A 26,034-nucleotide genomic window follows, 5' to 3' on the forward strand; every position below is an offset into this window, starting at 1 on the left:
ACATTGAGAGTAGACGCATAACATGAACAAACATTCGATAGCAGTAACCGCGGGCAGCCTGGCGTTGATGACGCTGGCTTCGACGGCCGACGCGGCGATCGCGTTGGATCGCACGCGCGCCATCTATGTGAGCGACGCCAAATCGATCAGCCTTAACATAACCAATGAGAACAAAGAGTTGCCTTTCCTTGCTCAGGCCTGGATCGAGAATGCGCAACATCAAAAGATCGTTTCGCCGCTGGTGGTATTGCCGCCGTTGCAACGGGTGGAAGCCGGAGAACGCAGCGTCGTGCGCATTACCAAAACGCCGGAAGCCGAGCTATTGCCGCAAGATCGCGAATCGGTATTTTATTTCAATTTGCGTGAAATTCCGCCCAAAAGCAGCAAAGCCAACGTGATGCAGCTGGCGCTGCAAACGCAGATCAAACTGTTCTTCCGCCCGAAGGCCATCGTCGCGCCGCAGGGTGAGATATGGCAAGAACAGCTGGTGTTCCACAAAACCGCCGACGGTTTCACCATCGAAAATCCGACGCCGTTCCACATCACGCTGACCGGCATCGCCCGTCAGACGCAGAAACAAGGCGGTGGCGCGATCGGCGATTTTCAGCCGGTGATGCTGTCCCCCAAATCCAGCGAAAATGTGCGTTTGCGCGACAATGGGTTCGACGCCTTCGTCGTCACCTATATCAATGATTTCGGCGGCCACCCCGAGCTGCGCTTCACCTGCAGCGCTAGCCTCTGCACCGCCGCACCCGGAAAAAAATAAGGAGATACGGCATGGCTGACTTCACCGGCCGCCTGCGGCCTCTGCTGATCGGCGCCTTGCTGCTCGGCAACGGCGCCGCAATGGCCTCTCCGCCGGGAGAGGTTCAGGGCACCAGCGGCACCGTCGGTTTTCAGGGCGCTCTGCTGAGCTCTCCCTGCAGCCTGGCGCCGGACAGCCGCGATCAGTCGGTCGATCTCGGTGAGATCGGCACGCTCGCCTTCCGGCGTGTCGGCGATCAAAGCGCGCCGGTACGTTTTCGTCTCGCCTTTAACCATTGCCTGCTGGGCGCCAGGGCGCTGGCAGACAATCCGGCCGGGATGCGCAATGGCGATGCCGGCCTGCTCTACCTGCGGGGGGAGCAGGCCGCCACGCTGGTGTTCCTCGGTGAAAGCGATCCCGACAATCCGCAGTTGCTGAAGCTGCACGGCGGCGTACAAGGCGTTGGCCTGCGGCTGAAAGATCAACGGGGCCGTGCATTGTCCCTCAACCAACCCGGCGCCCCCTATGTCTTGCAGCCGGGCGGCAATACGTTGTGGTTCAGCGCTCAATTGGAATCAACCCGTCCGTTCATCGAAGCAAACCAATTCAAAGGAGTGGTGCATGTCCAGTTGGTCTATTTATAAACGCCTGACGTTGCTGGGTTGCCTGGCGACGCCATTCGGCGCTCAGGCGCTGGAATGCCACCTGAATACCGAGAGCGGCATTACCGAAGAGAGTGAGGATATCGGCCGGTTGACCATACCGGCCACCTTACCGGTCGGCAGCCGGCTTTGGACCTCCAAACCGATGAGCCGCGACGTTATGTGCTGGGCGCACGCCAGCAAACCCAATGGGGAATGGGTTTACTTCTATCCCAATCCGGACAACCGGCAGTTCGCCGCCGGCATCGCCATGGGGGTGATTTATAACGGCCGGGATCTCGGCTTGATCAACTCCCGAGTACAAACCGATATGTTTCGTACCCCCAAGCAACGGGAGCTCGGTCATGTCAACTATCAGGTTTATTTGCAAAAAACCGGAGAAATCACCGCAGGGGGCGCCAGTCAGATCGCCGTTTTTCAGCTCGATGGCGTAGGCGGCATCAACGTCCACCCGGGAAAAAATTACCGTTTCACCCTAACCGGGCTGGATAAAATCAAGGTGATCCAGTGCGCCGCTTCGGTGGAGCTTTCAACCCCGGAAGGCGTTGACTTCGGTGAGATCCCGACCTGGAAACCCAATGCGGGCACCGTAGCGAGCAAGGATTTCAGCATCTTGATCCGCAAAAACGGCTGCAGCGACAGCTTCGCGCTGGAGGCCAATTTCATGGTGAAAAACGGCACGCTGACCGACGCTACCGGCTTGAATATGGACAATGGTTCAACCTTGCGCATCCACGATAATTCCAACCCCAAATGGATTAAATACAATCAGTTCGACAGCTTTGCCGACATGAGTGGCCGCGATCAGGTGCAAAAATCCTACAGCGCCTCATTGCAGGCCAGCGGGGAAGGACAGGAAGGCAATTTCCGCAAGACCGTAATCTTGCTGATTAATTATATTTAATGGTGGTGATGATGAAGAGCTATCGGACAATCACCGCTCTGTGCGGCATCGGTTTTCTATTTTCCTCCGCAGTCGCGGCGGAAAATAAGGAAATAGACTTTTTCGGCTCCGTGGTAAGCAGACCCTGCAATATCGACCCGCAGTCTCTTCACCAGACCGTCGAGATGGATACGGTGTTGATCAAAACCTTGTACCGCTACGGCCACACCAACCCCGTGTCATTTTCCATTCGCTTAACCGACTGTAAAACCGCCGTTTTCAAATCGGTCACCGCCACCTTTACCGGCACCGAAGATGCCGAACTGCCGGGCAAGCTGGCGATCAACAATGGCGCCAACGGCGCCGCTATCGCGCTGTTTGACGGTGCTGGCAAAGCGATTGATCTGGGCACGCCGACCGATGCGGTGACATTGCAAGACGGCCCCAACGCCCTGAGGTTCAGCGCCTATGTCCAGGCCCGGCCGAGCGCGATGAAAGATAAAAGCCTTACCGAAGGCGAATTCAGTTCCGTCGCCAATTTTGTGCTGGCGTACCAATAAGCCCCGCACCGCCCCAGGGAAATCAGGAAAACGACCGGCGCGCGAACGCCGGCGATTGGCCGTCACCGTTCGCTCCGGCGCGGCGCCGCGGCCTTTTAAGGAGCCACCCATGCCAGATATTCGCTTCACGCTGTTCGACAGCGATAACTTCTACCAGCAGGGGCTGCGTCTGCTGCTGCAGGACTATCTGCACTCCCTGAACGAATGCCAACGCCTGTACCCGCAGTTCTCGCCGCTGGCGCTGCAGGCGTTGGATAACATCGAAATCGTGTTCCGCACGCCGGAAGAGCGCTGGGGCTGCGCCTGCTGCTACCGGAGCCCCTACGGCATCCCGCGCCAGCGGCAGCTGACCTTGCTGATCCTCGACGACACGGCCCAGCAACAGGTGAAAAACCTGTCTCCGCTGTTCAGCATCCACCGGCGCGACTCGGTTTACGCCATTCGCCTCAAGCTGCAGATGGCGCTGGAAAAATTCATTCAGCAGCCGTGGATGGCGCTGCACGCCGCCGACATATGGAAATGCCAGGCCTGCCGCCTCGCCGCGCTGAGCCACTGTGAGAAAAAGGTGCTGGGCCTGATGAGCAGCGGCATGTCCGCCTGTAGCATCGCCGGCCTGCTGCAGCGCAGCCAGAAAACCATCAGCGCCCACAAACGTTCGGCGATGCGCAAGCTGAACGTGCGCAAAAACAGCGAGTTGAATCGGGTGCTGCTGAATCAGCGGGAGCTGAACTGAACGACAACAGGCTCGCGAGTGACGCCAGAGTGGTTTACTCTGAATACTCATTTTCGCACTGCAAAGCGAGCCGGAATGCATGCCCAGAACAGCCAAAGCCGTTGACGTCCCCGCCCTCGGCGAGCTCGATCGTCAGGCGGGTCAACTTAGCCACCAGCTGGCGCAGGCCCTGCGCCAGGCCATCCACCGGGGCGATCTGAAAGCGGGCGATCTGCTGCCCTCGACGCGCCGGCTGTCGGCGGCGCTGAATCTGGCGCGCGGCACGGTATTGGAGGCGTTCGCTCAGCTAACGGCGGAAGGTTTTCTCGAACCGCAGCCCGGCTCCGGCACCCGGGTCGCCCACTATCAGGCGCCGCGCCGCACGCCACACGCCACGGTGCAGGCCGCTCCGTCCACAGCCGTGCCGCTTTCCGCACAGGCGCAGCATCTGGCGCGCTTTGCCGCCCAGGCGCGGGCGTTGCCGCCGGTGCCGTTCACCGTCTCGGTGCCGATCGGCGATACCGCGCCCGACGATATCTGGCGGCGGCTCGGCAACCGCATCCGGGCGCGCGGCCCCGGCGCCCCGTCAGGCTACGGCGATCCGCTGGGCGCGTTGCCGCTGCGCGAAGCCATCTGCGACTATGTGCGCCGTTCCCGCTCGGTAAACTGCACGCCGCAGCAAATCCTCATCACCTCCGGCACGCAACAAGGGCTCTATTTGGCCGCACAGATCCTGCTGGACGCCGGCGACAGCGCCTGGGTGGAAGACCCCGCCTACGCCGGCATCACCGCCATTTTCGACAGCCTGTTTCGCGATCGACGCATGATTAGGGTGCCCGTCGCCGCCGACGGCATCGACGTCGCCGCCGGTATCCGCCTGGCCGCCGACGCCCGCGCCGCCTTTGTCACGCCGTCGCATCAATATCCGCTGGGCATGCCGATGAGCATGGCGAAAAGAAGCGCCCTGTTGGGCTGGGCCAAAGAGCGGCAGGCCTGGATCGTGGAAGACGACTACGACAGCGAGATGCGCTACGCCGGCCACCCGTTCCCTTCGCTGCAGGGGCTGGCGCCCGAGCGAACGCTCTATCTCGGCACCTTCAGCAAGGTGCTGTTCCCTTCGCTGCGGCTGGGTTACGCCATCGTGCCGCCACCGCTGGTCGACGCCTTTTGCGGCGCCAGGATCCTGATGGATCGCCATCCGCCCAGCGCGGATCAACACGTGCTGGCCGCCTTTATCGCCGAAGGGTATCTCGACCGGCATATCCGCAAAATGCGCGGCGTCTACGCCGAGAAACGCCGGGTGCTGATCGAGGCGATCAACACGCATATCCCCGCTGAGCTGGCGATAGTGCAGCCCTGCGATCAGGGCATGCACATGGTGCTGTGGCTGAGGAAAGATCTCGATGACGTGCAGGTCGCCCAATGCGCCAACGAAGCCGGATTGGCGCTGCGGGCGGTGTCGCCGATGTATGCACCCGGCCACGGTGAGCCGGGCCTGGTGCTGGGATTGGGCGGTTACGCCGACCGCCAGGTGCAACAGGCGGTGGAACGGCTCGGACAGGTGATCCTGGCCTGCGCCGGCAGCGGCGCCTAGCGGGAAAAACGTTTGGCGCCGAACACGCAAACCACCACGCCGGCCATCACGGCGATCATCATCGGCTGGACGGTTTCCTGCAGCAGCCAGCCCGCCAGCGCCAGGCCGAAGAACGGCTGCAGCAGCTGCAACTGCCCGACGGCGGCGATGCCGCCCTGCGCCAGGCCGCGATACCAGAAAATAAACCCAATCCACATGCTGAACACCGAGACGTAAACCAGCGACAGCCAGGCGGCGCCACTGACGGCAGGCCAACCGGCCGGCGCCGCCAGCCAGGTGGCCGCCAGCGTCAACGGCAACGCCGCCACCAGCGCCCAGGAGATCACCTGCCAGCCGCCGATCCGGCGCGACAGCACCGCCCCTTCGGCATAACCCAGGCCGCACAGCAACACCGCCCCGATCATCAGCGCATCCCCCTGCCAGCCGCCGCCGCTCCCCTGGCTTAGCGCGAAAGCGCCCACCAGCACGGCGCCGACGCCTGAAAAAGCCCAAAAAGCGGGCTTGGGCCGCTCTCCGCCGCGCAAAACGCCAAAACCGGCGGTCGCCAGCGGCAGCAGGCCGATATACACCAGCGAATGCGCCGAGGTGGTGTGCTGCAGCGCCAGCGCCGTCAGCAGCGGAAAACCGATGACCACGCCAAGCGCCACAAACAGCAGCGGCGGCAAATCGGCCCGCGTCGGCCGCGCCTGGCGGGTGATCAGCAGCGCACACAGGGCCAGCAAGGCGGCGATCGCCGCCCTGACCGCCGTCAGAAACAGCGGATCGAGCTCCAGCACCGCCACCCGCGTGGCGGGCAGCGAGCCGCTGAAAATAATCATGCCGAGGAAGCCGTTCATCCAGCCCTGGGGCGAATGCCCGGCGGCGGGATGCGCAGGGGGAACAACGAGAGTTTTTTCAGACTGACTGTCCGTCATGTGAACGCTCCGCACGCCTGAGGCATACCGAAATCGGCAACCCGCGAGGCGATATCATAGTGAAAGAGAACATCGTTCCCCGGCGTCACTTGCCGGGGCCAGGTTCTATTTTTCAGATAAAGCGGTTCACGGACAGGTCCGGATAGCGAGATTTTCACTGTGCCGGTTCCGCTAACGCCAAAGAAGGGCGTTTTTCGGGCTGTCCTTGGCCGTTTGGCGGCTCTGCCTGCGGGGTATCATGGACTTTTATGCGTTTTTGCAGAACAGGACAAGGTGCGGTGCCGTGGTGAAACCCTTCTTACGCAGTGGCAGTTTGGATGATGTGCTGGCTTTAGGCGAAAACGGGCAACCGGTCTACGCCTGCGCGCAGCAGCTGCGGGAAACCCTGCGTCTTCGCCGGCAGCAGCAGGCCGCCGACTGTCTGGCGATCCCCCAGCCGAACGAAAGCGGCACCCGCATCGACTGGTATGCGCCCTTCCCCGGCAAGGTCACCTCCTGGCTGGCGGCGAGCGACGCCCAGCGCGCGCAGGCGGTGCGCCACCTGGAACACTGCCTGACGACCTTCCACAGCCTGACGGAACAGGCCCAGGCGACCGATCACCCCAGCCATCGCCTGTTCGGCGCGCTGCTGGCCAAAGCGATGCACATGCCCGACCCCAACCACGTTTACCTGGTGGACGATCGGCCGGTGCTGACCTTCTGGGGCTTTATCAAGCCGCAGGCGCAGAGCCCGGACGATCCGCTGGCCTGCCTGCACCCGCTCGAATCGGAAGTGGAAAAACCGGCGCCGATCGCCGCCGCACCGCGTAAACCGGCCGTTGTCGAACCGGTAAAACCGGCCCCGGCCGCCGAGCCTGAACCGGCGCCCGCCCCGGCAGCGCCTATCGAATCCTCTGCCGCCGTTCGCCCGCGCCGGCGCTACGCTCTCTGGCTGTTGCCCGTACTGTTGCTGGGCAGTGCGGCGCTGGCCGCCTGGCTGCACCGCTCGCCGCCGCCGCAACCGGCGATGCCGGCGGAGGTCCAGCATCCGGCGCCGCCGGAAAAAACCGCCGCGCCGTTGCCCAAGCTGCGCTTACCGCTGGCGCACGCGACGCTGATGCCGCCGCCCCCGGCGCCGGTCATCCCGCCGCCGCTGGACAAACATGCGCTGGTGCTGCCGCCCGAGGCGGTGAAGGCCGGCTCCACCCGTTTCCTTAATGGCAAATGGCGCGCCACCGTGGCGCTGAAAGACCCGATTACCGGCAAGCGCCCCAGCCTGCAATATCGTCTGAACGGCGGCAAAGGCATCGCCGTCATCGCCTACGGCGACGGCGTCAGCTGCCGGGTGGCGGTCGAAGCCGGGCTGATGCAGTCCGGCAATCTGGTGATCAACAGCCGCACCAAGGCGCGCTGCAGCGACGGCAGCCGCTACCAGATCCCGGAGATCGTCTGCCGCCAGGGCGACACCGGCGCGGCGGAGTGCACCGGCCGCTACGATGCGGACACCACCTATCCCATGACGTTCAAGCGCGAGAGTAAATGATGCTGGCACCCCTTACGGACTACAAACACGGCATTACGCTGATTCAGGACAGCGGCATTCAGTTTCTGGACTTTGCCCTGACGCCGCTGCTGGACGCCGAGTTTCCCGGCAAATTCGTGCGCAAGACCGCCAGCGGCCCGCTGCTGCGCCTGCAATGGGAGGCCGAGAGCGGCAAATACCAGCTGCCGGCCGTGGGCGACCAGGCCGCCGAAGTGGTGCGGCCGGAGTTCAGCTATCCGCTGCAGCAGTCGCTGCACCTGCTGGATAAGCTCTGGTTGCCGCTGCCCTGCTTGCGCCACACCCCGGCGGGCCTGTTCTTGTCGGGCCCGGACAACTGGGCGCGCCTGCAGGTGGTGCAGTTGGATGAACCGGATCAGGACGGCAACCTGCTGCGCGTGGTGCTGGCCTTCGACACCCGCGCCGCCGCGCCCGGCCAGGAGGCGCTGGCGCCGGGCGAAAGCGATCTCGGCACCGATCTCCGTTTCGCATTGGCGCACCGCAACCACGAGCTGGGCGAGTTCCTCGATCTGACCTGGGTGGACGGCTGGCTGCGCGAGGCGTTCAGCCAGCGCGCCGCCGAGCGGGAGCAGCGTGCCGAAGTGGAGATCAACGCCGGGCTGAAAACCTTCGAGTATCAGGCGCACTACCTCAATCTGTTGCACATGCTTGGCCATCAGCTGGCGGTGCCGCAGATAAAGATGGTGGCGGCGACGCTGCAGCAACCGGCGATCGACGTCGATCTGGTGCTGGACGTCGGCAACTCCCACACCTGCGGCGTGCTGGTCGAGGATCATCCGGAGGAGAGCAACGGCCTGAAGCAAACCTACGAGCTGCAGCTGCGTTCGCTGTCCGAACCGCACCGCGTCTACAACGAACTGTTCGAGAGCCGGGTGGAGTTTTCTCGGGCCGGCTTCGGCAAGCCGCATCTGTCGTTCCAGAGCGGGCGCGACGACGCCTTCCAGTGGCCGTCCATCACCCGCGTCGGCCGCGAAGCCGCACAGCTGGCGCAGCGGCGAACGGGCCATGAAGGCACTACCGGCATTTCCAGCCCGCGCCGCTACCTGTGGGACGAGGAGCGCTATGCGCCCGGCTGGCGCTTCAACGAGCAGCACGAGCCGATGGCCGCCGCCGCGCCGTTGACCACCCTGATCAACGACGAAGGCGTGCCGCTGTCCGCCCTGCCGACGGCGCAACGGCTGCCGGTGTTCGCCGCCCATTACAGCCGCAGCGCGGTGATGACGCTGATGCTGAGCGAGCTGCTGGCGCAGGCGCTGATGCAGATCAACAGCATCGCCCAGCGCAGCCGCATGCCGAACGCCGCCGCGCCGCGCCGTTTGCGCGCCATCATTCTGACGCTGCCTTCGGCGATGCCGAAACCGGAGCGCGAGATCTTCCGCCGCCGCATGCAGGAGGCGATCGGGCTGGTGTGGAAGGCCCTCGACTGGCACCCGCAGGATGCGCCGTTCGACGGCGCGCACGCCCGCTTCCCGGCGCCGCAGGTGCAGATGGAGTGGGACGAGGCCACCTGCGGCCAGATGGTCTATCTGTACAATGAAACCCAGGTGAACTTCGCCGGCCGCACCGACGCCTTTTTCGCCGCCATGGCCCGGCCCGACCGGCCGCTGGCGCCGGATGAGCAGGCGGGCAAAACGCTGCGCATCGCCTCCATCGACATCGGCGGCGGCACCACCGATCTGGCGATCACGCACTATTCGCTCGACGACGGCGTGGGCAACAACATCAAAATCAACCCGCGCCTGCTGTTCCGCGAGGGCTTTAAAGTCGCCGGCGACGATATCCTGCTGGACGCCATCCAGCAGTTTATCCTGCCCGCCGTGCAGCAGGCGTTCGAAGCCGCCGGCGTAAGCGCCGCACCGGCGTTGATGGACAGGCTGTTCGGCAACGAAGGGCGTATGGACGGGCTTTCCACCCTGCGCCAGCAGGCCGCGCTGCAGATTTTCATGCCCGCCGGGCGCGCGCTGCTCGGCGCCTATGAAGAATACGACCCGCTGGACAGCCGGGCGGAAATCGCCGCCAGCCTGGGCGATTTGCTGCCGCAGCCGCCGACGCCGCAGGTGCTGGCGTTTATCAACGGCGAGGTGCAGCGCGAAGCCGACAGCGACGCCTTCGAGATTCTGCACACCCCGCTGGTGATCCGCCTGGCCGATCTGCACGCCGCCTTCTTGTCCGATCGCATCGGCATCGGCCGCTGCCTGCGCCTGCTGGCCGAGGTGGTGGCGCTGTATACCTGCGACGTGCTGCTGTTGACCGGCCGCCCGGCGCGTTTCCCCGGCGTGCAGGCGCTGCTGCGCCATCTGCAGCCGCTGCCCGCCAGCCGCATTCTGCCGCTCGAGGGCTACCACACCCGCAGCTGGTACCCGTTCAACAAGCGCGGCCGCATCGACAACCCGAAATCCACCGCCGCGGTGGGCGCCATGTTGTGCCTGCTGGCGATCGACCTGCGGCTGGAGAGTTTTTACTTCAACGTCGGCGATTTCCAGCCTTACTCCACCATTCGCCACCTGGGCATGCTGGACGGCAACAACATGCTGGCGGACGATAACGTCTATTACCGCGACATCGATCTGGATCGCGCCGACTTCGCGCTCGACCCCGCCGGCAGCTTCCAGCTGCGCGGCCCGCTGCGCCTGGGCTTCCGCCAACTGGACAACGAACGCTGGCCGGCCTCGCCGCTCTATACGCTGACCATCAATGACGCCCAGCTGGCGCGCAAACTGGCCGGCGACGCGGTGATCACCCTGCGGCTGGCCATTACCGCCAGCGCCGAACAGGGCGCGGAAAGCGTCAGGATCGCGCAGGCGTTGCTGGCCAACGGCAGCCCCGTCCCGGCGCACCATCTGCAACTGAAACTCAATACCCTGGCTGCCAGCGCCTCCGGCGCGACCCACTACTGGATAGACAGCGGGAGCATTTACCCACGATGAAAGCTATCACTACCGCCCAATCGGCCCCGAACCACGCACTCAGCGCCGGCATTCTGCAGGCGATCGCCTGGGTGGGCGCCGCGCGCCGGCAGTCCGCCCGTTTGGAACGGGAAGCCGATCGCCTGACGCTGCGCCTGCGCCGTTGCCATAACCGCGCGCTGCAATTGGCGAAGGCGCAACCTGAGCAGGTCGCTATCGGCCTGTACGGCCACAACGCCGCCGCCAAGGCCCACCTGCTGGCGGCGCTGGCCCCCGGCGCAGAAAGGCTGCACGGCGACGCCGCGCTGGCGGTGCGTTACTGCGCCACCGCGCCAACGCCGTCCACCGAGTATCCTCTCGCCCTCGCGCTGCTCGATGAAGCGCAGTGGCTGGCCATCACGCTCGATGCCGCCGCGATGGGCGGCTTCCGGCCGGACTGGGACGCCCGCGCGATCGCCGGCCATCTGCAAGCGTTGGCGCGTCACCGCCAAGCCGTCGCCCTCGACGGCCTCAGCGACAGCGATGTGCTGGCGCTGTGGGATAGCCAACGCCGCTACGGCGACAAGGGGCAACAGACGCTGGACAGGCATTTCTGGCCGCAGGCCGTGGCGCTGGCGCCGCAGTTGAGCATCGACGATCGCGCGCGCCTGTTTGCGCCGCTGTGGGGAGAGGAAACGACGCTGACGGCGCATTATCGCCAGCTGGCGCACACGCTGCATGCCCTCGGTAGCAGCCGACAGGTTCATGCTCCGCACCGCGCCTTACCGCTGCTGACCGCGAGCGCCGCAGCAGAAAACGCCGCGATCGTCGTGATGGCCGAACACGGCGGTGAACGGAAGATCGCGTTGAGCGATCTGACCTGGCTGACCGCCGAAGTCACCACCGTTCTGCCGCAGACGGCGCAGGCGGGCCTGCCCGCCGACGTGGCGCTGATCGACCTGCCCGGCAGCCGCGCCTGCCCGCAGGCGGAACCGACGCAGCGGCTGCAACAGGCGAAACGCGCCCATTTGCTGACCCGCTGCGCAGACGGCCTGCACGCCAACCTGCTGCTGGTGGCCGATGCTGCCGCCACGCAGCAGGACGCCGCCCGCGTCGGCCAGGCGCTCGCCAACTGGGTCAATCAGACTCAGGGAGAAACCCCGGCGCTGCGCCAGCGCCGCAAACCCGGCCTGATCTGGGCGATCACACAGTTCGATCAACGCGGGGAAGGCAAAGCGCGCCCCGACGACGCCGTACAGCGCCAGGTCGGCGAGCCCGGCGACAGCTGGGCCACGCTGCTGGCGCTGGATGAACAGGATTGCCGCCGCATGGTGAGTTACCTGGCCACCCAGGCGCGCCCGGCCCAGAAGCAAGCGCGCCTGCTCGAACAGCGTGAAGAGTTGCAGCGTGAGCTGACGGAAAGCCTGCTCGGCAACTGGCTCACCGCCGCCGATCCGCACGCGGCGCAGCAACGCGGCCAACAGCTGCTGCGCGCGCTGCAGGCGCAGGCCGGCCGCCACGGCGAACTGCTGGAACGGCTGTTGCCGCAGCGCGATACGTTGCGCCAGCTTTATCAGCAACAGCAGCACGCCGCGCCGGCCCCGACGACGACGCCTGTACCGTTCGGGCTCGACATCGATCTGTTCGGCGCGCCGGAAATCCCGGCATCCGGCGAGCCCTCCGCGTCGCCCTTTGCCGCGCGGGTATTCGCGGATTGGATCAACCATCTGCGCAGCCTGCCGGACAGCCGCCGGTTGCTGGAGCTGCTCGGCGTCGAAAAGCCGCACCTGGAACTGCTGGTCGATGCGCTGATCGGCGCCGCCTGCCGCCTGCGGCTCAATGATGAGCTGGAACGCGCGCTGTGCCCCGGGGGCCTGCCGGAACAGGGTGAGGATCGGCAAATCAGCCAGGCGCTGGCGCTACTGGGCGACTTCGTCGCCTGGCTCGGCTTCCAGCGGCGCGATGCGGCAACGCGCCCCGAGAGCCGCGTCAACCCCGGCCAGCCGATCTTTACCCCGCCGCCGCAGCCTGCGGTGGACTGGAGCAGCCAGCAGCGGTTAACCCGGCTGGCGCCGACGCCGACCAAAAACACCGCGTTTTATATCTATGACTGGCTGATCGGCCTGCAAACCCTGCTGGCGGAGAATGCGGCGACGGAAAGCGCGCTCGGCGAGGCGCAGCGCGCGGCGTTGGAAGAGATCGTGGCGACTCTGCGATAAGCGGCGGCTCTGGCAGCAATAGGGGGCGAAAACAGGATAAATCGGGCGTTGCCGATTATGCTGATGAGTAACGCAGCGATTCTGGGAGAAAATCATGCCCCCTTTCAGCCTGAAGACTATCGATCATGTGGTTCTGCGCGTGCGCGATGCGGAAAAAAGCCTGCGGTTCTATACCCAGACGCTGGGTTGCGACATCGCCAAACGGCGGCCCGATTTGGGGCTGGTGCACCTGCGCGCCGGAACGGCCATGATTGATCTGGTCGACGTGAACGGCCAGCTTGGAAAAAAAGGCGGCGACGCGCCCGATCCTCACCGGCAAAATGTCGATCACCTCTGCCTGCGTATCGATCCTTTCAACGAAGACGAACTGCTGGCCTATCTGCGATCGCAGGGGATCGCCGTCGACCCTGCTGAATCGCGCTACGGCGCGGAAGGCGACGGGCCATCGGTTTACTTCAGCGATCCGGACGGCAATCGCATAGAGCTTAAGGGGCCGGCGGCCGATTAAATCACGGTATGTTCCGGATGTCGGATAATCATAAAATAGCCTTCTAAATCGGCCTAGCCCCTTCACGCTGCTGAACGTTAACGCTCCTGCGCCGCCAACGCCTGGGCGCAGGCCCAGGCAGAGCTCCACGCCCACTGGAAGTTGTAGCCGCCCAACCACCCGGTCACGTCCACCACTTCGCCGATAAAATAGAGCCCCGGCGCCTTGTGGGCTTCCATCGTCTTGGAGGAAAGTTCGTTGGTGTCGACGCCGCCGAGCGTCACTTCCGCCGTGCGGTAACCTTCGGTGCCGTTCGGCTGCACGCGCCAGTTCTGCAACAGCTCCACCAGCGCCGCCTGCTGCGGCGCATTCAGCTGCTTCAGCGTGGCCTCCGGCAGTTGTCCCAGGGTTTGCAAGCACTCCACCAACCGCTTCGGCAATTGCAGCGCCAGGGTGTTTTTCAGGCTTTGGTTCGGGTGCTGGCGGCGTTGATCATCCAGGAAGGCCGCCAAATCCAGCTCAGGAAGTAAGTTAATGCTCACATACTCACCCGGTTGCCAGTAGCTGGACAGCTGCAGCACCGCCGGGCCGGACAGACCGCGATGGGTAAACAGGATGCTTTCACGGAAGCTGACGCCGTTCTCGGCGGTGATCACCGCCGGCACCGAGACGCCGGACAGCGTCTGCACATGCTCCAGCAGCGGCTTATGCAGGGTAAAAGGCACCAGCCCGGCGCGCGTCGGCAGCACCCTGAGGCCGAACTGCTCCGCCAGCTTGTAACCGAACGGCGAAGCGCCCAGCCCCGGCATGGACAAACCGCCGCTGGCCACCACAAGTGAGCGAGCACTCACTTTTTCACCATTCAGCGCCAGCACGTAACCATGTTCGGTTTTCTCCACGCCCAGCACTTCGCTGCGCAGGCGCACCGTCACCTGGCCCAGCTCGCACTCTTTGACCAGCAGATCCACCACCTGCTGCGCCGAGTCGTCGCAGAACAGCTGCCCCAGCGTTTTTTCATGGTAGGCGATGCCGTAGCGGTTGATCAGATCGATGAAGTCCCACTGGGTGTAGCGCGCCAGCGCCGACTTGCAAAAGTGCGGGTTGTTCGACAGGTAGGCCGCCGGTTCGGCGTACATGTTGGTAAAGTTGCAGCGCCCGCCGCCGGACATCAGGATCTTGCGGCCCGGTTTTTTGCCGTTGTCGAGCAGCAACACGCGGCAACCGAGTTGCCCCGCCTGCGCGGCGCAAAACATGCCGGCGGCGCCCGCCCCAATCACTACGACATCAAACTGTTCCACCTGAGCCTCTCTTATCAAAACCACAATCGCGACAAAAGGGCGCCATATTACGCCGTTTCGCCGCCGGTCACCGCCAAATTCACGGCGGCAGATTGTAAAGCCCCGGCGCCGCCAACGCCATAGTAAGAAAATATTACAGAGGTCAGAGGAGAATAACGCATTGATATTCCATATTTTTGTTATAGGCGCGTCATCATTTCGTCATGTCCAAATCAAAAAAACGTCATATTTTCCTTTTCCCCGGCCCCGGTTGTCACTGATAATGCGCGGCGTTCATGTCCACAAACTGGCGTAACGCTTATGCTGCATTTGTTCGCTGGCCTGGATTTCCATACCGGCCTGATGTTAATTCTCGCATTGTTGTTCGTGTTGTTTTATGAAGCCATCAACGGTTTTCATGATACGGCCAATGCGGTCGCTACAGTTATTTATACCCGCGCCATGCGCTCGCAACTTGCGGTCGTGATGGCAGGTTTGTTCAACTTTCTTGGCGTAATGCTCGGCGGTTTGAGTGTTGCTTACGCCATCGTCCACTTGCTGCCTACCGATCTGTTGTTGAACGTCAGTTCAGCACACGGATTAGCCATGGTCTTCTCCATGCTGTTGGCGGCAATCATCTGGAACCTCGGCACCTGGTATTTCGGTCTGCCGGCCTCCAGTTCCCATACGCTGATAGGCGCAATCATCGGTGTCGGTTTAACCAACGCCCTGATGACCCACACTTCGGTGGTGGATGCGCTTAACGTCCCGAAAATGATTGGTATTTTCCTTTCTCTGCTGTTCTCGCCGCTGGTCGGCATGATGGTGGCGGGAGTGATGGTGTTCGCCTTGCGCCGCTATTGGAGTGGCACCAAGAAACGCCAGCGTATCCACATGACCCCTGCGGAACGTGAAAAGGTCGACGGCAAACGCAAGCCGCCGTTCTGGACCCGTATCGCGCTGATCCTGTCGGCGATTGGCGTCAGCTTCTCGCACGGCGCCAACGACGGGCAGAAAGGCATCGGCCTTATCATGCTGGTGCTGATCGGCGTTGCGCCGGCCGGCTTCGTGGTCAATATGAATGCAACCGGTTATGACATCACCCGTACGCGTGACGCCGTGACCCACCTGCAGCAATATTACCAGCAGCACGGCGACGCGCTATCGCATGCGGTGTCGTTGACGCCGCTGGTGCCAAGCCCGGATGACGAAGCTGCGCCGAACAAGCCGGCCGAGTTCCACTGCGACAGTTCGCGCGCCATGCCGGCGATCGAGCTGGCTCAGGGCATGCTGACCAACCTGCAAAGCTACGATCAGCTGACGGTTGAGCAGCGCAGCCACCTGCGCCGCCTGCTGATGTGCGTGACCGACACGGCGGATAAAGTCGCCAAGCTGCCGGAAACCTCATCCGCCGACCAGCGCTTCCTGAAGAACCTGCGTCAGGATCTGCTGCAGACCGTCGAGTACGCGCCGATGTGGATCATTGTCGCCGTCGCGCTGGCGCTGTCGCTCGGCACCATGGTGGGCTGGAAACGCGTGGCCACCACCATCGGCGAGAAGATCGGCAAGAAAGGCATGACCTACGCCCAGGGCGTATCGGCCCAGATGACCGCGGCGCTGTCTATCGGCGTGGCGAGTTATACCGGCATGCCGGTCTCCACCACCCACGTCCTCTCTTCGGCGGTTGCCGGGACGATGATCGTGGACGGCGGCGGCGTGCAGAGCAAAACCGTGAAGAACATCCTGTTGGCCTGGGTACTGACCCTGCCAATCTCGATTCTGCTTTCCGGTGCGCTGTATTGGGTTGCGTTGAAGCTGATCTAAGCGATAAGCATCATGAGGAAGGCGGCCGCAGGGCCGCCTTTTTTTTGCCTGCATCAAGGGAAACAGGAAGGCATTAATACCAGATCATCAGCGCTATCAGGCTGATGACCACCAGGCCGCACAGGGCCGAGGTCAGCATGAACTGCCCGCGCACCCGTTCGCAGCGGCGAATAAACTCCGGATCGTGGTGCTCGACATAGCGTTGCGCAAAGATATAGCGCACCAGCCTCAGCTGCTTGCTGGGTTGCCCGTGGGCGGTGAAGAAACCGCCGCCGTCGACGTATTGGTACAGCAGCGGATCGCAGCCGCGCAATACCACCAGCAATGCGCGCAGAGAAGAGTAATACCGCACCATGTTTACCACACACACCACACATAAGGCCCAAAACAGCGCGACGGTACTGATCATGATTACCCCCTCAAGGCGTTGTTATCCGCGGCCATCCGCCGGGTCCAACCGCCCTACCTCATTACCCGATACTCTGCTGGAGCTTACCGCTCTCATCCCCTTTTTTGCCTGCACGGGCCACGCCCATAACCCACCACCTCCGGAGACATTACCGCACCGCACAGAGAGATTTGCACGGCGTGGTTCCACTCAGAGGGGAAATGATGAGGCCCATATCCATCATTGTAGGTTAATGAAACGCAAACTGGCCTGATCAGTGGATAAAATTTACCGCCACGCGCCGAAACGCCCCCGCCGGGGCGTTATAAGTGATAACCGTTCGTCTGCAATTAGTCGTTTTTTCTGGATAGTCTATCCCGCCCCACGCCGCTGATCTTTCCCCCCACGCTGGCTAGACTCAGGTTTCCGTTACGCTCATCCAAGGAAACTGTTATGGCAAACCATTCAATCAAGGGAAAAATCGTCCTGATCGCCGGCGGCGCCAAAAATCTCGGCGGGCTTATCGCGCGCGATTTGGCTGAACAAGGCGCCAAAGCGGTAGTGATCCACTACAACAGCGCCGCCTCCAAAGCCGAAGCCGATAAGACCGTCGCCGCCATCCAGGCCGCCGGGGCGCAAGGCGTCGCGCTGCAGGCCGATTTGACCACCGCGGGCGCGGTCGAGAAGCTGTTCGCCGATGCGGTCGCCGCCGTCGGCAAGCCGGATATCGCCATCAATACCGTCGGCAAAGTGCTGAAAAAGCCGATGGTCGACATCAGCGAGGCCGAGTACGACGAGATGACCGCGGTCAACGCCAAAACCGCGTTCTTCTTCCTGAAAGAGGCGGGCAAACACCTCAACGACAATGGTAAAATCTGCACGCTGGTCACCTCGCTGCTCGGCGCCTTCACGCCGTTCTATGCCGCTTACGCCGGCACCAAAGCGCCGGTGGAGCACTTCACCCGCGCCGCCGCCAAGGAGTTCGGCGAGCGCGGCATCTCCGTGACGGCGGTCGGCCCCGGCCCGATGGACACCCCGTTCTTCTACCCGGCGGAGGGTGCGGACGCCGTGGCCTACCACAAGACGGCGGCGGCGCTGTCGCCGTTCAGCAAAACCGGCCTCACCGATATCGAAGACGTGGTGCCGTTCATCCGCCATCTGGTCAGCGACGGCTGGTGGGTTACCGGCCAAACCATCCTGATCAACGGCGGCTACACCACCAAATAAGTTCGACGGGGCGGAGATGCCCCCGCACCTGCTCGCGCGCAACGGCGCCATGCGACTACACTCTCTGTCAGAAACGGCGCCAAGGAACAGCAGGTCAACGAGATGGACAGATTCAATCAATACCGCGTATTCGTGCAGGTGGCGGAGATGGGCAGCTTTATCCGCGCAGCCCATGTGCTGGAGGTGCCGCGCGCCTCGGTGTCCGCCGCCGTGCAACAGCTGGAAACGCAGCTGGGCGTGCGCCTGCTGCACCGCACCACGCGGCAGGTGCGGCTGACCGCCGACGGCGAACAGCTGCTCGAGCGGCTGCGCCCGCTGCTGGCCGAGGTGGAGGATATCGATCAGTCGTTTCAGGCCAGCCAGCGCCAGGCCTCCGGGCGGCTCAGCGTCGACGTGCCGAGCCGCATCGCCCGCCGGCTGATCGCGCCGGCGCTGCCCAGCCTGCTGCGGCGCCATCCCCACCTGCAGCTGGTGCTCGGCTCCGCCGATCGCGCCATCGATCTGGTGCAGGAAGGGGTCGACTGCGCGGTGCGCGTCGGCGATCTGCACGACAGCAGCCTGGTGATGCGCCCACTCGGCCATATCGCGCTGATCAACTGCGCCAGCCCCGCCTACCTGAGCGAATTCGGCCATCCGCTTCAGCCCGCCGATCTTGCCGAGGGGCACAGGAGCATCGGTTACGCCTCGCCCAAAACCGGCCGCGAATCCCCCTGGGAATACCTGACCGACGACGGCCATACCCAGCGGCTCGAACTGCCCAGCCGGGTGGTGGTCAACAACGCCGAGAGCTATATCGCCTGCTGCCGCGCCGGGCTGGGGTTGATGCAAATCCCGCGCTACGACGTGCAACACCTGCTCGACGCCGGTGAACTGGTGGAAGTCCTGCCCGCTTACCGCGCCGCCTCCATGCCGATCGCCCTGATCTATCCCCATCGTCGCCAGCGCTCACGCCGCCTGGCGGTGTTTCACGAGTGGTTTGAAAGCCTGCTGCAGCCGCATCTGGAGCGCTGATTGCGCATTTAGCGCTATACTTTGTTTAATAACGCTTATAATTCAAGCGGTCAGACCGGCAGCATCCGCATAATCAATAGGCTTTTACGCCGCGCGGGTGTACAACGAAAGGTATCGGGCGGAGAGATTTTCGATGCGGCGCAGTGTGATCGCCCCAACATATCATTGCGTTATCCGAATGATACTATGGAACCAAAAGCGCAAGGCGGGTAAACGGAACGCCTGCTAACCCTTTTAATCGGCATGTTTATGGAAGGAGTATTCTTATGGCTTACAAACACATACTGATCGCGGTGGACCTATCCCCGGAAAGCAAGATCCTGGTAGAAAAAGCCGTCTCGATGGCGCGGCCGTACAACGCTAAAGTTTCTCTGATCCACGTCGATGTCAACTATTCCGACCTCTATACCGGCCTGATCGACGTCAATCTCGGCGACATGCAAAAACGCATCTCCGAGGAAACCCATCAGGCGCTGACCGAGCTGTCGCAAAACGCCGGCTACCCGATCACCGAGACCCTGAGCGGCAGCGGCGATCTGGCGCAGGTATTGGTCGATGCCATCAAGAAATATGACATGGATCTGGTACTGTGCGGCCACCACCAGGATTTCTGGAGCAAGCTGATGTCTTCCGCTCGCCAGCTGATCAATACCGTGCACATCGATATGCTGATCGTGCCGCTGCGCGATGAAGAAGACGAATAAAGTAAGCACTCGCTAACTTAACTGCCCAACGCCCGCGCCCTGCGGGCGTTTTTCATGCCGCCACGCCGATTAATCGCTTGATAATCAACCGCCCTCCGATGATATAGTCGCTAAAGACACAACATCCTCCCCCGGGCATCGCCTATACCCATATCTATAAGAAATAGCGGGGGAAAACTTAATGCTAAAAGGAGTTATCCATGGAATATGCCGTATCGGTAGAGTCTTTCCTGTCCTCGTTACAGCGCCATAACCCCCACCAGCCGGAATATCTGCAGGCGGTGCGCGAAGTCTTCACCTCGCTGTGGCCGTTTATCGAACGCAACCCGCGCTATCGCGAACAGGCCCTGCTGGAGCGCCTGGTGGAGCCCGAGCGCGTCATTCAGTTCCGCGTCAGCTGGGTGGACGATCGCGGCCAGGTGCAGGTCAACCGCGCCTTCCGCGTGCAGTTCAACTCGGCCATCGGCCCCTACAAGGGCGGCATGCGCTTCCATCCGTCGGTAAACCTGTCGATCCTGAAGTTCCTCGGTTTTGAGCAGACCTTCAAGAACGCGTTGACCACCCTGCCGATGGGCGGCGGCAAAGGCGGCTCCGATTTCGATCCCAAGGGCAAAAGCCAGGGCGAGATCATGCGCTTCTGCCAGGCGCTGATGACCGAGCTGTATCGCCACCTGGGGCCGGACACCGACGTGCCGGCCGGCGACATCGGCGTCGGCGGCCGTGAAGTCGGCTTTATGGCCGGCATGATGAAGAAACTGTCCAACAACACCGCCTGCGTGTTTACCGGCAAGGGTCTCTCCTTCGGCGGCAGCCTGATCCGCCCCGAGGCGACCGGCTACGGCCTCGTGTACTTCACCGACGCCATGCTGCAGCGCCACGGCCTGGGCTTTGAAGGCATGCGGGTGGCGGTGTCCGGCTCCGGCAACGTGGCGCAGTACACCATCGAGAAAGCGCTGGAGCTGGACGCGCGCGTGATCACCGTGTCGGATTCCGGCGGCACCCTGGTGGACGAGGACGGCTTCACCACCGAGAAGCTGGCGCACCTGGCGGAGATCAAAAACCAACGCTACGGCCGGGTGGCGGACTATGCCCGCGAACGCGGCCTGACCTATCTGGCCGGCCAGCAGCCGTGGAACGTGCCGGTGGATATCGCCCTGCCGTGCGCCACGCAGAACGAACTGGATCTCGAGGCGGCGCAGACGCTGATCCGCAACGGGGTGAAGGCGGTAGCGGAAGGCGCCAACATGCCGACCACCATCCAGGCCACCGACGCCTTCCTCGACGCCGGCGTACTGTTCGCGCCGGGCAAGGCGGCCAACGCCGGCGGCGTGGCCACCTCGGGGCTGGAGATGGCGCAAAACGCCGCGCGCATCGGCTGGCGGGCAGAGAAAGTGGATGTACGTTTACAACATATCATGGCCGATATTCACCACGCCTGCGTGGAATACGGCGGCGAAGGCAAGCAAACCCACTACGTGCACGGCGCAAATATCGCCGGTTTCGTCAAGGTCGCCGACGCCATGCTGGCGCAGGGCGTGCTGTAATCCGCCGTAAAGGTGATCTTGTTCACACATCGATTAAATGCTTCAATGCCGGCCTCTGCGCCGGCATTTTTTTATGCTTTCTCGCCATCCAAATGATGCCAATTGGTTAAATAAAAGTTAATGAATGGTTATTTATTGCTTCTTAATCGGTAGTAAATTTACCACCACCAAATAATTAAACATTTATTTAACACCAAATACTGCAATATTTTACTTAACTGTGCGCAGATCACATTTCGTTAACTTCAGCTACGCCCCCTCTTCCATTCCTTTGTAATCTGCATCGGTGGAAAAACCGCCACCCCTACAGATAAAAAAAGGTACAGCTAATGAAATTTAACCTCGCATTATTAAATGCATGTGTGGTTTCTGCGTGCATGTTATCGACAACACCTGTGTTCGCCGCTGATAAATATGAGATTGCCGTGGTCGCCAAAGTGACCGGCATTCCGTGGTTCAACCGCATGGAAGTGGGCGTCAACGAAGCGGCAAAAAAACTCGACGTCAACGCCTACCAGACCGGCCCTTCTACGCCGGATCCGGCCGCGCAGGTCAAGGTGATTGAGGATCTGATCGCCAAGAACGTCAACGCCATCATCGTGGTGCCGAACGACGCCAAGGTGCTGGAGCCGGTGCTGAAAAAAGCGCGCGACAAAGGCATCGTGGTACTGACCCATGAATCCCCGGACCAGCAGATCGGCCAGTGGGACATCGAGACCATCGACAGCGAGAAATACGCGCAGGCCAACGTCGATGAACTGGCGAAAGACATGGGCGGCAAAGGCGGCTACGCGATCTACGTCGGCTCGCTGACCGTGCCGCTGCACAACGCCTGGGCCGATTCCGCCATCAAATACCAGAAAGAAAAATACCCGGACATGTTTGAAGTCACCTCGCGCCTGCCGGTGGCGGAAAGCATCGACAAATCCTACGCCACCACGCTGGATCTGATGAAAACCTATCCGCAGATGAAGGGTATCATCGGCTTCGGCTCGCTCGGCCCGATCGGCGCCGGCCAGGCGGTGGCCAAGAAACGCGCCAAGGACAAGATCGCGGTGGTGGGCATCGCCATGCCGGCGCAGGCCGCCCCTTACCTGATGCGCGGCGACATCAAAAAAGCGCTGCTGTGGGATCCGAAAGACGCCGGCTATGCGCTGGTGACGGTGGCCGACCAGCTGCTGCAGGGCAAGGAAGTGAACAAGGATCTGGCGATCGAGGGCCTCGGCAAGGCCGACGTCGACATGGAACACAAAGTGATTCGGTTTAATAAGATTTTGGAAGTCACCAAAGACAACGCCCAATCGCTTGGATTCTGATTTTTCGCGTAATTTCGCTACACCGGGAAAGTAGTTAAACCCTCGTAGGGGCGCAGCTTGCTGCGCCCAGGGCTTCGGCCGCTACGCAAGCACAGGTTAACGTTATGACAGCCTCCCCCGCATTTATCACCCTGGAGAATATCAGCAAGCGATTCCCAGGCGTGCTGGCATTAGACCAGATCAACCTGACGCTCAATATTGGCGAAGTGCACTGCCTGGCCGGGCAAAACGGCTGCGGCAAAAGCACCATCATTAAAATCATCTCCGGCGTCTATCAGCCGGAAAAAGGCGCCAACATTTCGCTGGAAGGCAAACTCTTCCACGCCCTGACGCCGCAGCTGTCCGGTTATTACGGCATACAGGTGATCTACCAGGACCTGTCGCTGTTCCCTAACCTGACGGTGGCGGAGAACATCGCCATCCACCGTTACCTGCCCGGCGGCCATTTCTGGGTGCGCAAGCGGGTGATGCGCCAGACGGCGCTCGACGCCATGGCACGGGTCGGCGTACGCATCGATCCCGATAAAAAGGTGGAAAAACTGTCGATCGCCGATCGGCAGCTGGTGGCGATTTGCCGCGCCATCGCCGCCGAGGCGCGGTTGGTTATCATGGACGAACCGACCGCCTCGCTGACCCGCCAGGAGGTCGACGGCCTGCTGCGGGTGGTTAACGAGCTGAAGGCGGCCGGCATCTGCGTGGTGTTCGTCAGCCACAGATTGGATGAAGTGATGGAAGTCGCCGATCGCATCAGCGTGATGCGCGACGGCAAGCTGGTGGGCACCTGGCCGGCCAGCGAACTGGACAGCCATGAACTGGCGTTCCTGATGACCGGCCAACGCTTCCACTACAGCCCGCTGCCGCCGCTGCCGCCGGCCGAACAGGCGCCGCTGCTCGAGGTACGCAACCTCAGCCGCGGCGAGAAATACCGCAACGTCAATCTGGCGCTGCGCGGCGGCGAGATCGTCTCGATCGTCGGCCTGCTCGGCGCCGGCCGCACCGAACTGTGCCTCAGCCTGTTCGGCATGACGCGGCCGGACAGCGGCGAGATCCGCATCGAGGGCCAGGCGGTGCAGCTGCACAACAACCGCGAAGCGGTGCGCCGCGGCATCGGCTATGTGTCGGAGGATCGTCTGACGCAGGGGCTGATCATGGAGCAATCGATCTACGACAACACCATCGTCACCGTCTTCGATCGGCTGCATACCTCGCTCGGGCTGCTGGATCACGCCAAGGCGACCGAGCTGGTCAACCGGCTGATCCGCGATCTGAACATCAAGGTGTCCGACAGCGCGCTGCCGGTGAAAACCCTGTCCGGCGGCAACGCCCAGCGCATCGCCATCGCCAAGTGGGTGGCGACCCAGCCGAAGATCCTGATCCTCGACTCGCCCACCGTCGGCGTGGACATCGCCAACAAAGAGGGGATCTACCAGATCGCCCGCGATCTGGCGCAGCTGGGCATGGCGGTGCTGATGATCTGCGACGAGATCCCGGAAGCCTATTACAACAGCCATCGGGTGATGGTGATGCGCAAGGGCGAGCTGATCGCCGAGTTTGCGCCGCACCAGAGTACCGAGCAACAGATCGCCGAGGTGGTGAATGGATAAGTCATTATTGGCCCGCCTGGCCGGGCGGCACGAGTTTTATCTCGGCCTGTTGGTGCTGCTGCTGGCGATCGGCCTGAGCGCCGGCACCGACGAGTTTCTGACGCTCGGCAACCTGACCGACGTCGCCACCAGCTACACCATTCTCGGCATCCTGGCCTGCGGGCTGTTCGTGGTGCTGATCGCCGGCGGCATCGACATTTCGTTCCCGGCGGTCACCGCCATTGCCCAGTATGTGATGGCCAGCTGGGTGATCCAGCACGGCGGCAGCTTCCCGCTGGCGTTCGCCCTGGCGATTGGCGTTGGCCTGCTGCTCGGGCTGGTGAACGGCTTTCTGGTGTACTGGCTGAAAGTGCCGGCAATCATCATCACCATCGCCACCCTCAACCTGTTCTACGGCCTGCTGGTGTACGCCACCAACGGTACCTGGCTGTACGGCTTCCCGGACTGGTTCATGAACGGCATCAACTGGTTCTCGTTCCAGGGCGCCGACGGCTACGACTACGGCCTGACGCTGCCGCTGCTGTGCCTGCTGGGGACCATCGTCGTCACCGGCGTGCTGATGAACCGCACCCGGCTGGGGCGCCAGATCTACGCCATGGGCGGCAACCGCGACGCGGCGTCGCGCCTGGGGTTGAACCTGCTGCGGCTGCATTTTTGCGTCTACGGCTACATGGGCATTCTGGCCGGCGTCGCGGCGGTAGTGCAGGCGCAGATCACCCAGTCGGTGGCCCCCAACTCGCTGCTTGGCTTCGAGCTAACGGTATTGGCGGCGGTGGTGCTGGGCGGCACCAGCATGAGCGGCGGCCGCGGCTCGTTGACCGGTACCCTGCTCGGCGTGGTGCTGCTGGCCTTCCTGCAAAACGGGCTGACGCTGCTCAGCGTCTCGGCCTATTGGCACCAGGTATTCAGCGGCGCGATCATTTTGATCAGCATCAGCACCACCGCCTGGAACGAAAAACGCAAGCTGCTCAAGGAGATCTGACATGACGCAGTTAACTCGGTTGATCCCAAACGATCGGATCATTCGCCTGCAGGGCGCGATCATCATCGCGGTGGCGCTGCTGTTCGCCGGGCTGCTCGGATCGCGCTTCTTCAGCCTCGGCAACTTCCAGTCGATCGCCTCGCAGCTGCCGATCCTCGGCCTGCTGGCGCTCGGCATGGGCATCACCATGCTGACCGGCGGCATCAACCTGTCGATTATCGCCGGCGCCAACGCCTGTTCGCTGGTGATGGCGGCAATCATCGTCAGCCACCCTGACCAGCCGCTGTTCCTGGCGCTGGCGCTGGTGGCCGGCCTGCTAGTGGCGGTGGCGATCGGCGCGCTCAACGGCGCGCTGGTGGCCTGGATCGGCGTCTCGCCCATCCTCGCCTCGCTCGGCACCATGACCCTGATCACCGGCCTGAACATCCTGCTGTCCAACGGCGCGGTGATCTCCGGCTTCCCGGCGGCGATTCAATTTCTCGGCAACGGCGCCGTGCTCGGCGTGCCGGTGGCGCTGATCCTGTTCCTGCTGGTGGCGGCCGGGCTGTGGCTGCTGCTGGAGCACACCACGCTGGGCCGCAGCCTGTACCTGATCGGCTCCAACGAGCAGGCCACCCGCTTCAGCGGCGTGAACACCGCGCGGGTGCAGGTAGCGGTGTATATCCTGTCGGCGCTGCTCGGTTGGGGCGCCGCCCTGCTGATGATGGCCAAGTTCAACTCGGCCAAGGCCGGCTACGGCGAATCTTATCTGCTGGTGACCATTCTGGCCTCGGTGCTGGGCGGCATTAACCCGGACGGTGGCTTCGGCCGTATTCTGGGGCTGGTGCTGGCGCTGATCGTGCTGCAAATGTTGGAAAGCGGCCTCAATTTGCTGGGGGTTAGCAGCTACCTGACCATGGCCCTGTGGGGCGGCGTGCTGATCCTGTTTATCGCGTTACAGAATCGAAAAGCTTAGG

The 26,034-nt window shown here is 62.7% G+C and carries 22 protein-coding genes; 19 read left to right on the forward strand and 3 right to left on the reverse strand.

What is annotated here, in order from left to right; all coding sequences use genetic code 11:
* Window positions 1-22: 22 nt before the first annotated feature.
* From ACJ8MK_RS17545 to pdxR, 6 genes are all read left to right on the forward strand, one after another.
* Window positions 23-766 carry a fimbrial biogenesis chaperone gene (locus ACJ8MK_RS17545; RefSeq protein WP_103773143.1) on the forward strand — a complete coding sequence of 248 codons (744 nt, stop codon included), beginning with the start codon at window positions 23-25 and terminating at the stop codon, window positions 764-766.
* An 11-nt stretch (window positions 767-777) separates the two neighbouring features.
* Complete coding sequence (locus ACJ8MK_RS17550) at window positions 778-1,389, forward strand: fimbrial protein (protein ID WP_103773144.1); 612 nt, start codon at window positions 778-780, stop codon at window positions 1,387-1,389.
* Entirely contained in the window at window positions 1,367-2,311 is a 945-nt protein-coding gene (locus ACJ8MK_RS17555; RefSeq protein ID WP_103773145.1) for a fimbrial protein, read from the forward strand. The genes ACJ8MK_RS17550 and ACJ8MK_RS17555 overlap by 23 nt, the downstream gene beginning before the upstream one ends.
* Window positions 2,311-2,850 (forward strand): fimbrial protein, encoded by a 540-nt coding sequence (locus ACJ8MK_RS17560; protein WP_086556970.1) that lies wholly within the window; start codon window positions 2,311-2,313, stop codon window positions 2,848-2,850. The genes ACJ8MK_RS17555 and ACJ8MK_RS17560 overlap by 1 nt, the downstream gene beginning before the upstream one ends.
* Before the next feature lie 109 nt (window positions 2,851-2,959).
* A complete protein-coding gene (locus ACJ8MK_RS17565; RefSeq protein ID WP_033649366.1) occupies window positions 2,960-3,583 on the forward strand; it encodes a helix-turn-helix transcriptional regulator in 624 nt (207 codons plus the stop codon).
* A gap of 79 nt (window positions 3,584-3,662) precedes the next feature.
* Complete coding sequence (pdxR, locus tag ACJ8MK_RS17570; protein ID WP_442517932.1) at window positions 3,663-5,156, forward strand: MocR-like pyridoxine biosynthesis transcription factor PdxR; 1,494 nt, start codon at window positions 3,663-3,665, stop codon at window positions 5,154-5,156.
* Here the strand turns inward: pdxR and ACJ8MK_RS17575 are convergent.
* Complete coding sequence (locus tag ACJ8MK_RS17575; RefSeq protein WP_060452079.1) at window positions 5,153-6,070, reverse strand: DMT family transporter; 918 nt, start codon at window positions 6,068-6,070, stop codon at window positions 5,153-5,155. The genes pdxR and ACJ8MK_RS17575 overlap by 4 nt on opposite strands.
* Before the next feature lie 283 nt (window positions 6,071-6,353).
* Between ACJ8MK_RS17575 and ACJ8MK_RS17580 the strand changes: the two genes are divergently transcribed.
* The 4 genes from ACJ8MK_RS17580 (at window position 6,354) to ACJ8MK_RS17595 (ending at window position 13,222) form a co-directional block, all read left to right on the forward strand.
* Window positions 6,354-7,592, forward strand: coding sequence for an SrfA family protein (locus ACJ8MK_RS17580; RefSeq protein ID WP_442517933.1), 1,239 nt, complete (start codon window positions 6,354-6,356; stop codon window positions 7,590-7,592).
* Window positions 7,592-10,537, forward strand: coding sequence for a virulence factor SrfB (locus ACJ8MK_RS17585; RefSeq protein WP_197803397.1), 2,946 nt, complete (start codon window positions 7,592-7,594; stop codon window positions 10,535-10,537). Before ACJ8MK_RS17580 ends, ACJ8MK_RS17585 begins: the two co-directional genes overlap by 1 nt.
* On the forward strand, window positions 10,534-12,714 hold the full coding sequence (locus tag ACJ8MK_RS17590; RefSeq protein ID WP_442517934.1) for a virulence factor SrfC family protein: 2,181 nt from the start codon (window positions 10,534-10,536) through the stop codon (window positions 12,712-12,714). Before ACJ8MK_RS17585 ends, ACJ8MK_RS17590 begins: the two co-directional genes overlap by 4 nt.
* A gap of 94 nt (window positions 12,715-12,808) precedes the next feature.
* Window positions 12,809-13,222 carry a VOC family protein gene (locus ACJ8MK_RS17595; RefSeq protein ID WP_049235316.1) on the forward strand — a complete coding sequence of 138 codons (414 nt, stop codon included), beginning with the start codon at window positions 12,809-12,811 and terminating at the stop codon, window positions 13,220-13,222.
* Window positions 13,223-13,299: 77 nt separating this feature from the next.
* Here ACJ8MK_RS17595 and ACJ8MK_RS17600 read toward each other — a convergent pair whose 3' ends face one another.
* Complete coding sequence (locus ACJ8MK_RS17600) at window positions 13,300-14,499, reverse strand: NAD(P)/FAD-dependent oxidoreductase (protein WP_442517935.1); 1,200 nt, start codon at window positions 14,497-14,499, stop codon at window positions 13,300-13,302.
* Between the two features lie 300 nt (window positions 14,500-14,799).
* On the opposite strand from ACJ8MK_RS17600, the gene pitA reads away from it, so the two are divergent.
* Window positions 14,800-16,302 carry an inorganic phosphate transporter PitA gene (pitA, locus tag ACJ8MK_RS17605; protein ID WP_033636373.1) on the forward strand — a complete coding sequence of 501 codons (1,503 nt, stop codon included), beginning with the start codon at window positions 14,800-14,802 and terminating at the stop codon, window positions 16,300-16,302.
* A 73-nt stretch (window positions 16,303-16,375) separates the two neighbouring features.
* Here the strand turns inward: pitA and uspB are convergent, their stop codons facing one another.
* Entirely contained in the window at window positions 16,376-16,711 is a 336-nt protein-coding gene (uspB, locus tag ACJ8MK_RS17610; protein WP_016930435.1) for a universal stress protein UspB, read from the reverse strand.
* Window positions 16,712-17,143: 432 nt separating this feature from the next.
* On the opposite strand from uspB, the gene ACJ8MK_RS17615 reads away from it, so the two are divergent.
* From ACJ8MK_RS17615 to ACJ8MK_RS17650, 8 genes are all read left to right on the forward strand, one after another.
* A complete protein-coding gene (locus tag ACJ8MK_RS17615; RefSeq protein WP_049235314.1) occupies window positions 17,144-17,917 on the forward strand; it encodes an SDR family oxidoreductase in 774 nt (257 codons plus the stop codon).
* Between the two features lie 102 nt (window positions 17,918-18,019).
* Window positions 18,020-18,928, forward strand: coding sequence for a LysR family transcriptional regulator (locus ACJ8MK_RS17620; RefSeq protein WP_033654477.1), 909 nt, complete (start codon window positions 18,020-18,022; stop codon window positions 18,926-18,928).
* A 266-nt stretch (window positions 18,929-19,194) separates the two neighbouring features.
* The gene (uspA, locus tag ACJ8MK_RS17625) at window positions 19,195-19,632 is read left to right on the forward strand and encodes a universal stress protein UspA (protein WP_004930988.1); all 438 of its coding nucleotides are present in this window, start codon (window positions 19,195-19,197) and stop codon (window positions 19,630-19,632) included.
* 200 nt (window positions 19,633-19,832) lie between these two features.
* The gene (gdhA, locus tag ACJ8MK_RS17630; protein ID WP_033649380.1) at window positions 19,833-21,176 is read left to right on the forward strand and encodes an NADP-specific glutamate dehydrogenase; all 1,344 of its coding nucleotides are present in this window, start codon (window positions 19,833-19,835) and stop codon (window positions 21,174-21,176) included.
* A gap of 329 nt (window positions 21,177-21,505) precedes the next feature.
* Window positions 21,506-22,492 (forward strand): autoinducer 2 ABC transporter substrate-binding protein, encoded by a 987-nt coding sequence (locus ACJ8MK_RS17635; RefSeq protein ID WP_033649381.1) that lies wholly within the window; start codon window positions 21,506-21,508, stop codon window positions 22,490-22,492.
* Window positions 22,493-22,596: 104 nt separating this feature from the next.
* Window positions 22,597-24,096 (forward strand): sugar ABC transporter ATP-binding protein, encoded by a 1,500-nt coding sequence (locus ACJ8MK_RS17640; RefSeq protein ID WP_103774471.1) that lies wholly within the window; start codon window positions 22,597-22,599, stop codon window positions 24,094-24,096.
* Window positions 24,089-25,078, forward strand: a complete 990-nt coding sequence (locus tag ACJ8MK_RS17645; RefSeq protein ID WP_442517936.1) for an ABC transporter permease — start codon at window positions 24,089-24,091, stop codon at window positions 25,076-25,078. Before ACJ8MK_RS17640 ends, ACJ8MK_RS17645 begins: the two co-directional genes overlap by 8 nt.
* Before the next feature lies 1 nt (window position 25,079).
* On the forward strand, window positions 25,080-26,033 hold the full coding sequence (locus tag ACJ8MK_RS17650; RefSeq protein WP_033649382.1) for an ABC transporter permease: 954 nt from the start codon (window positions 25,080-25,082) through the stop codon (window positions 26,031-26,033).
* Window position 26,034: the final 1 nt, after the last annotated feature.

Origin of the sequence: Serratia sp. CY38905 (assembly GCF_052168875.1) — a bacterium.
In the GTDB taxonomy this organism is placed as follows: Bacteria; Pseudomonadota; Gammaproteobacteria; order Enterobacterales; family Enterobacteriaceae; genus Serratia; species Serratia sarumanii.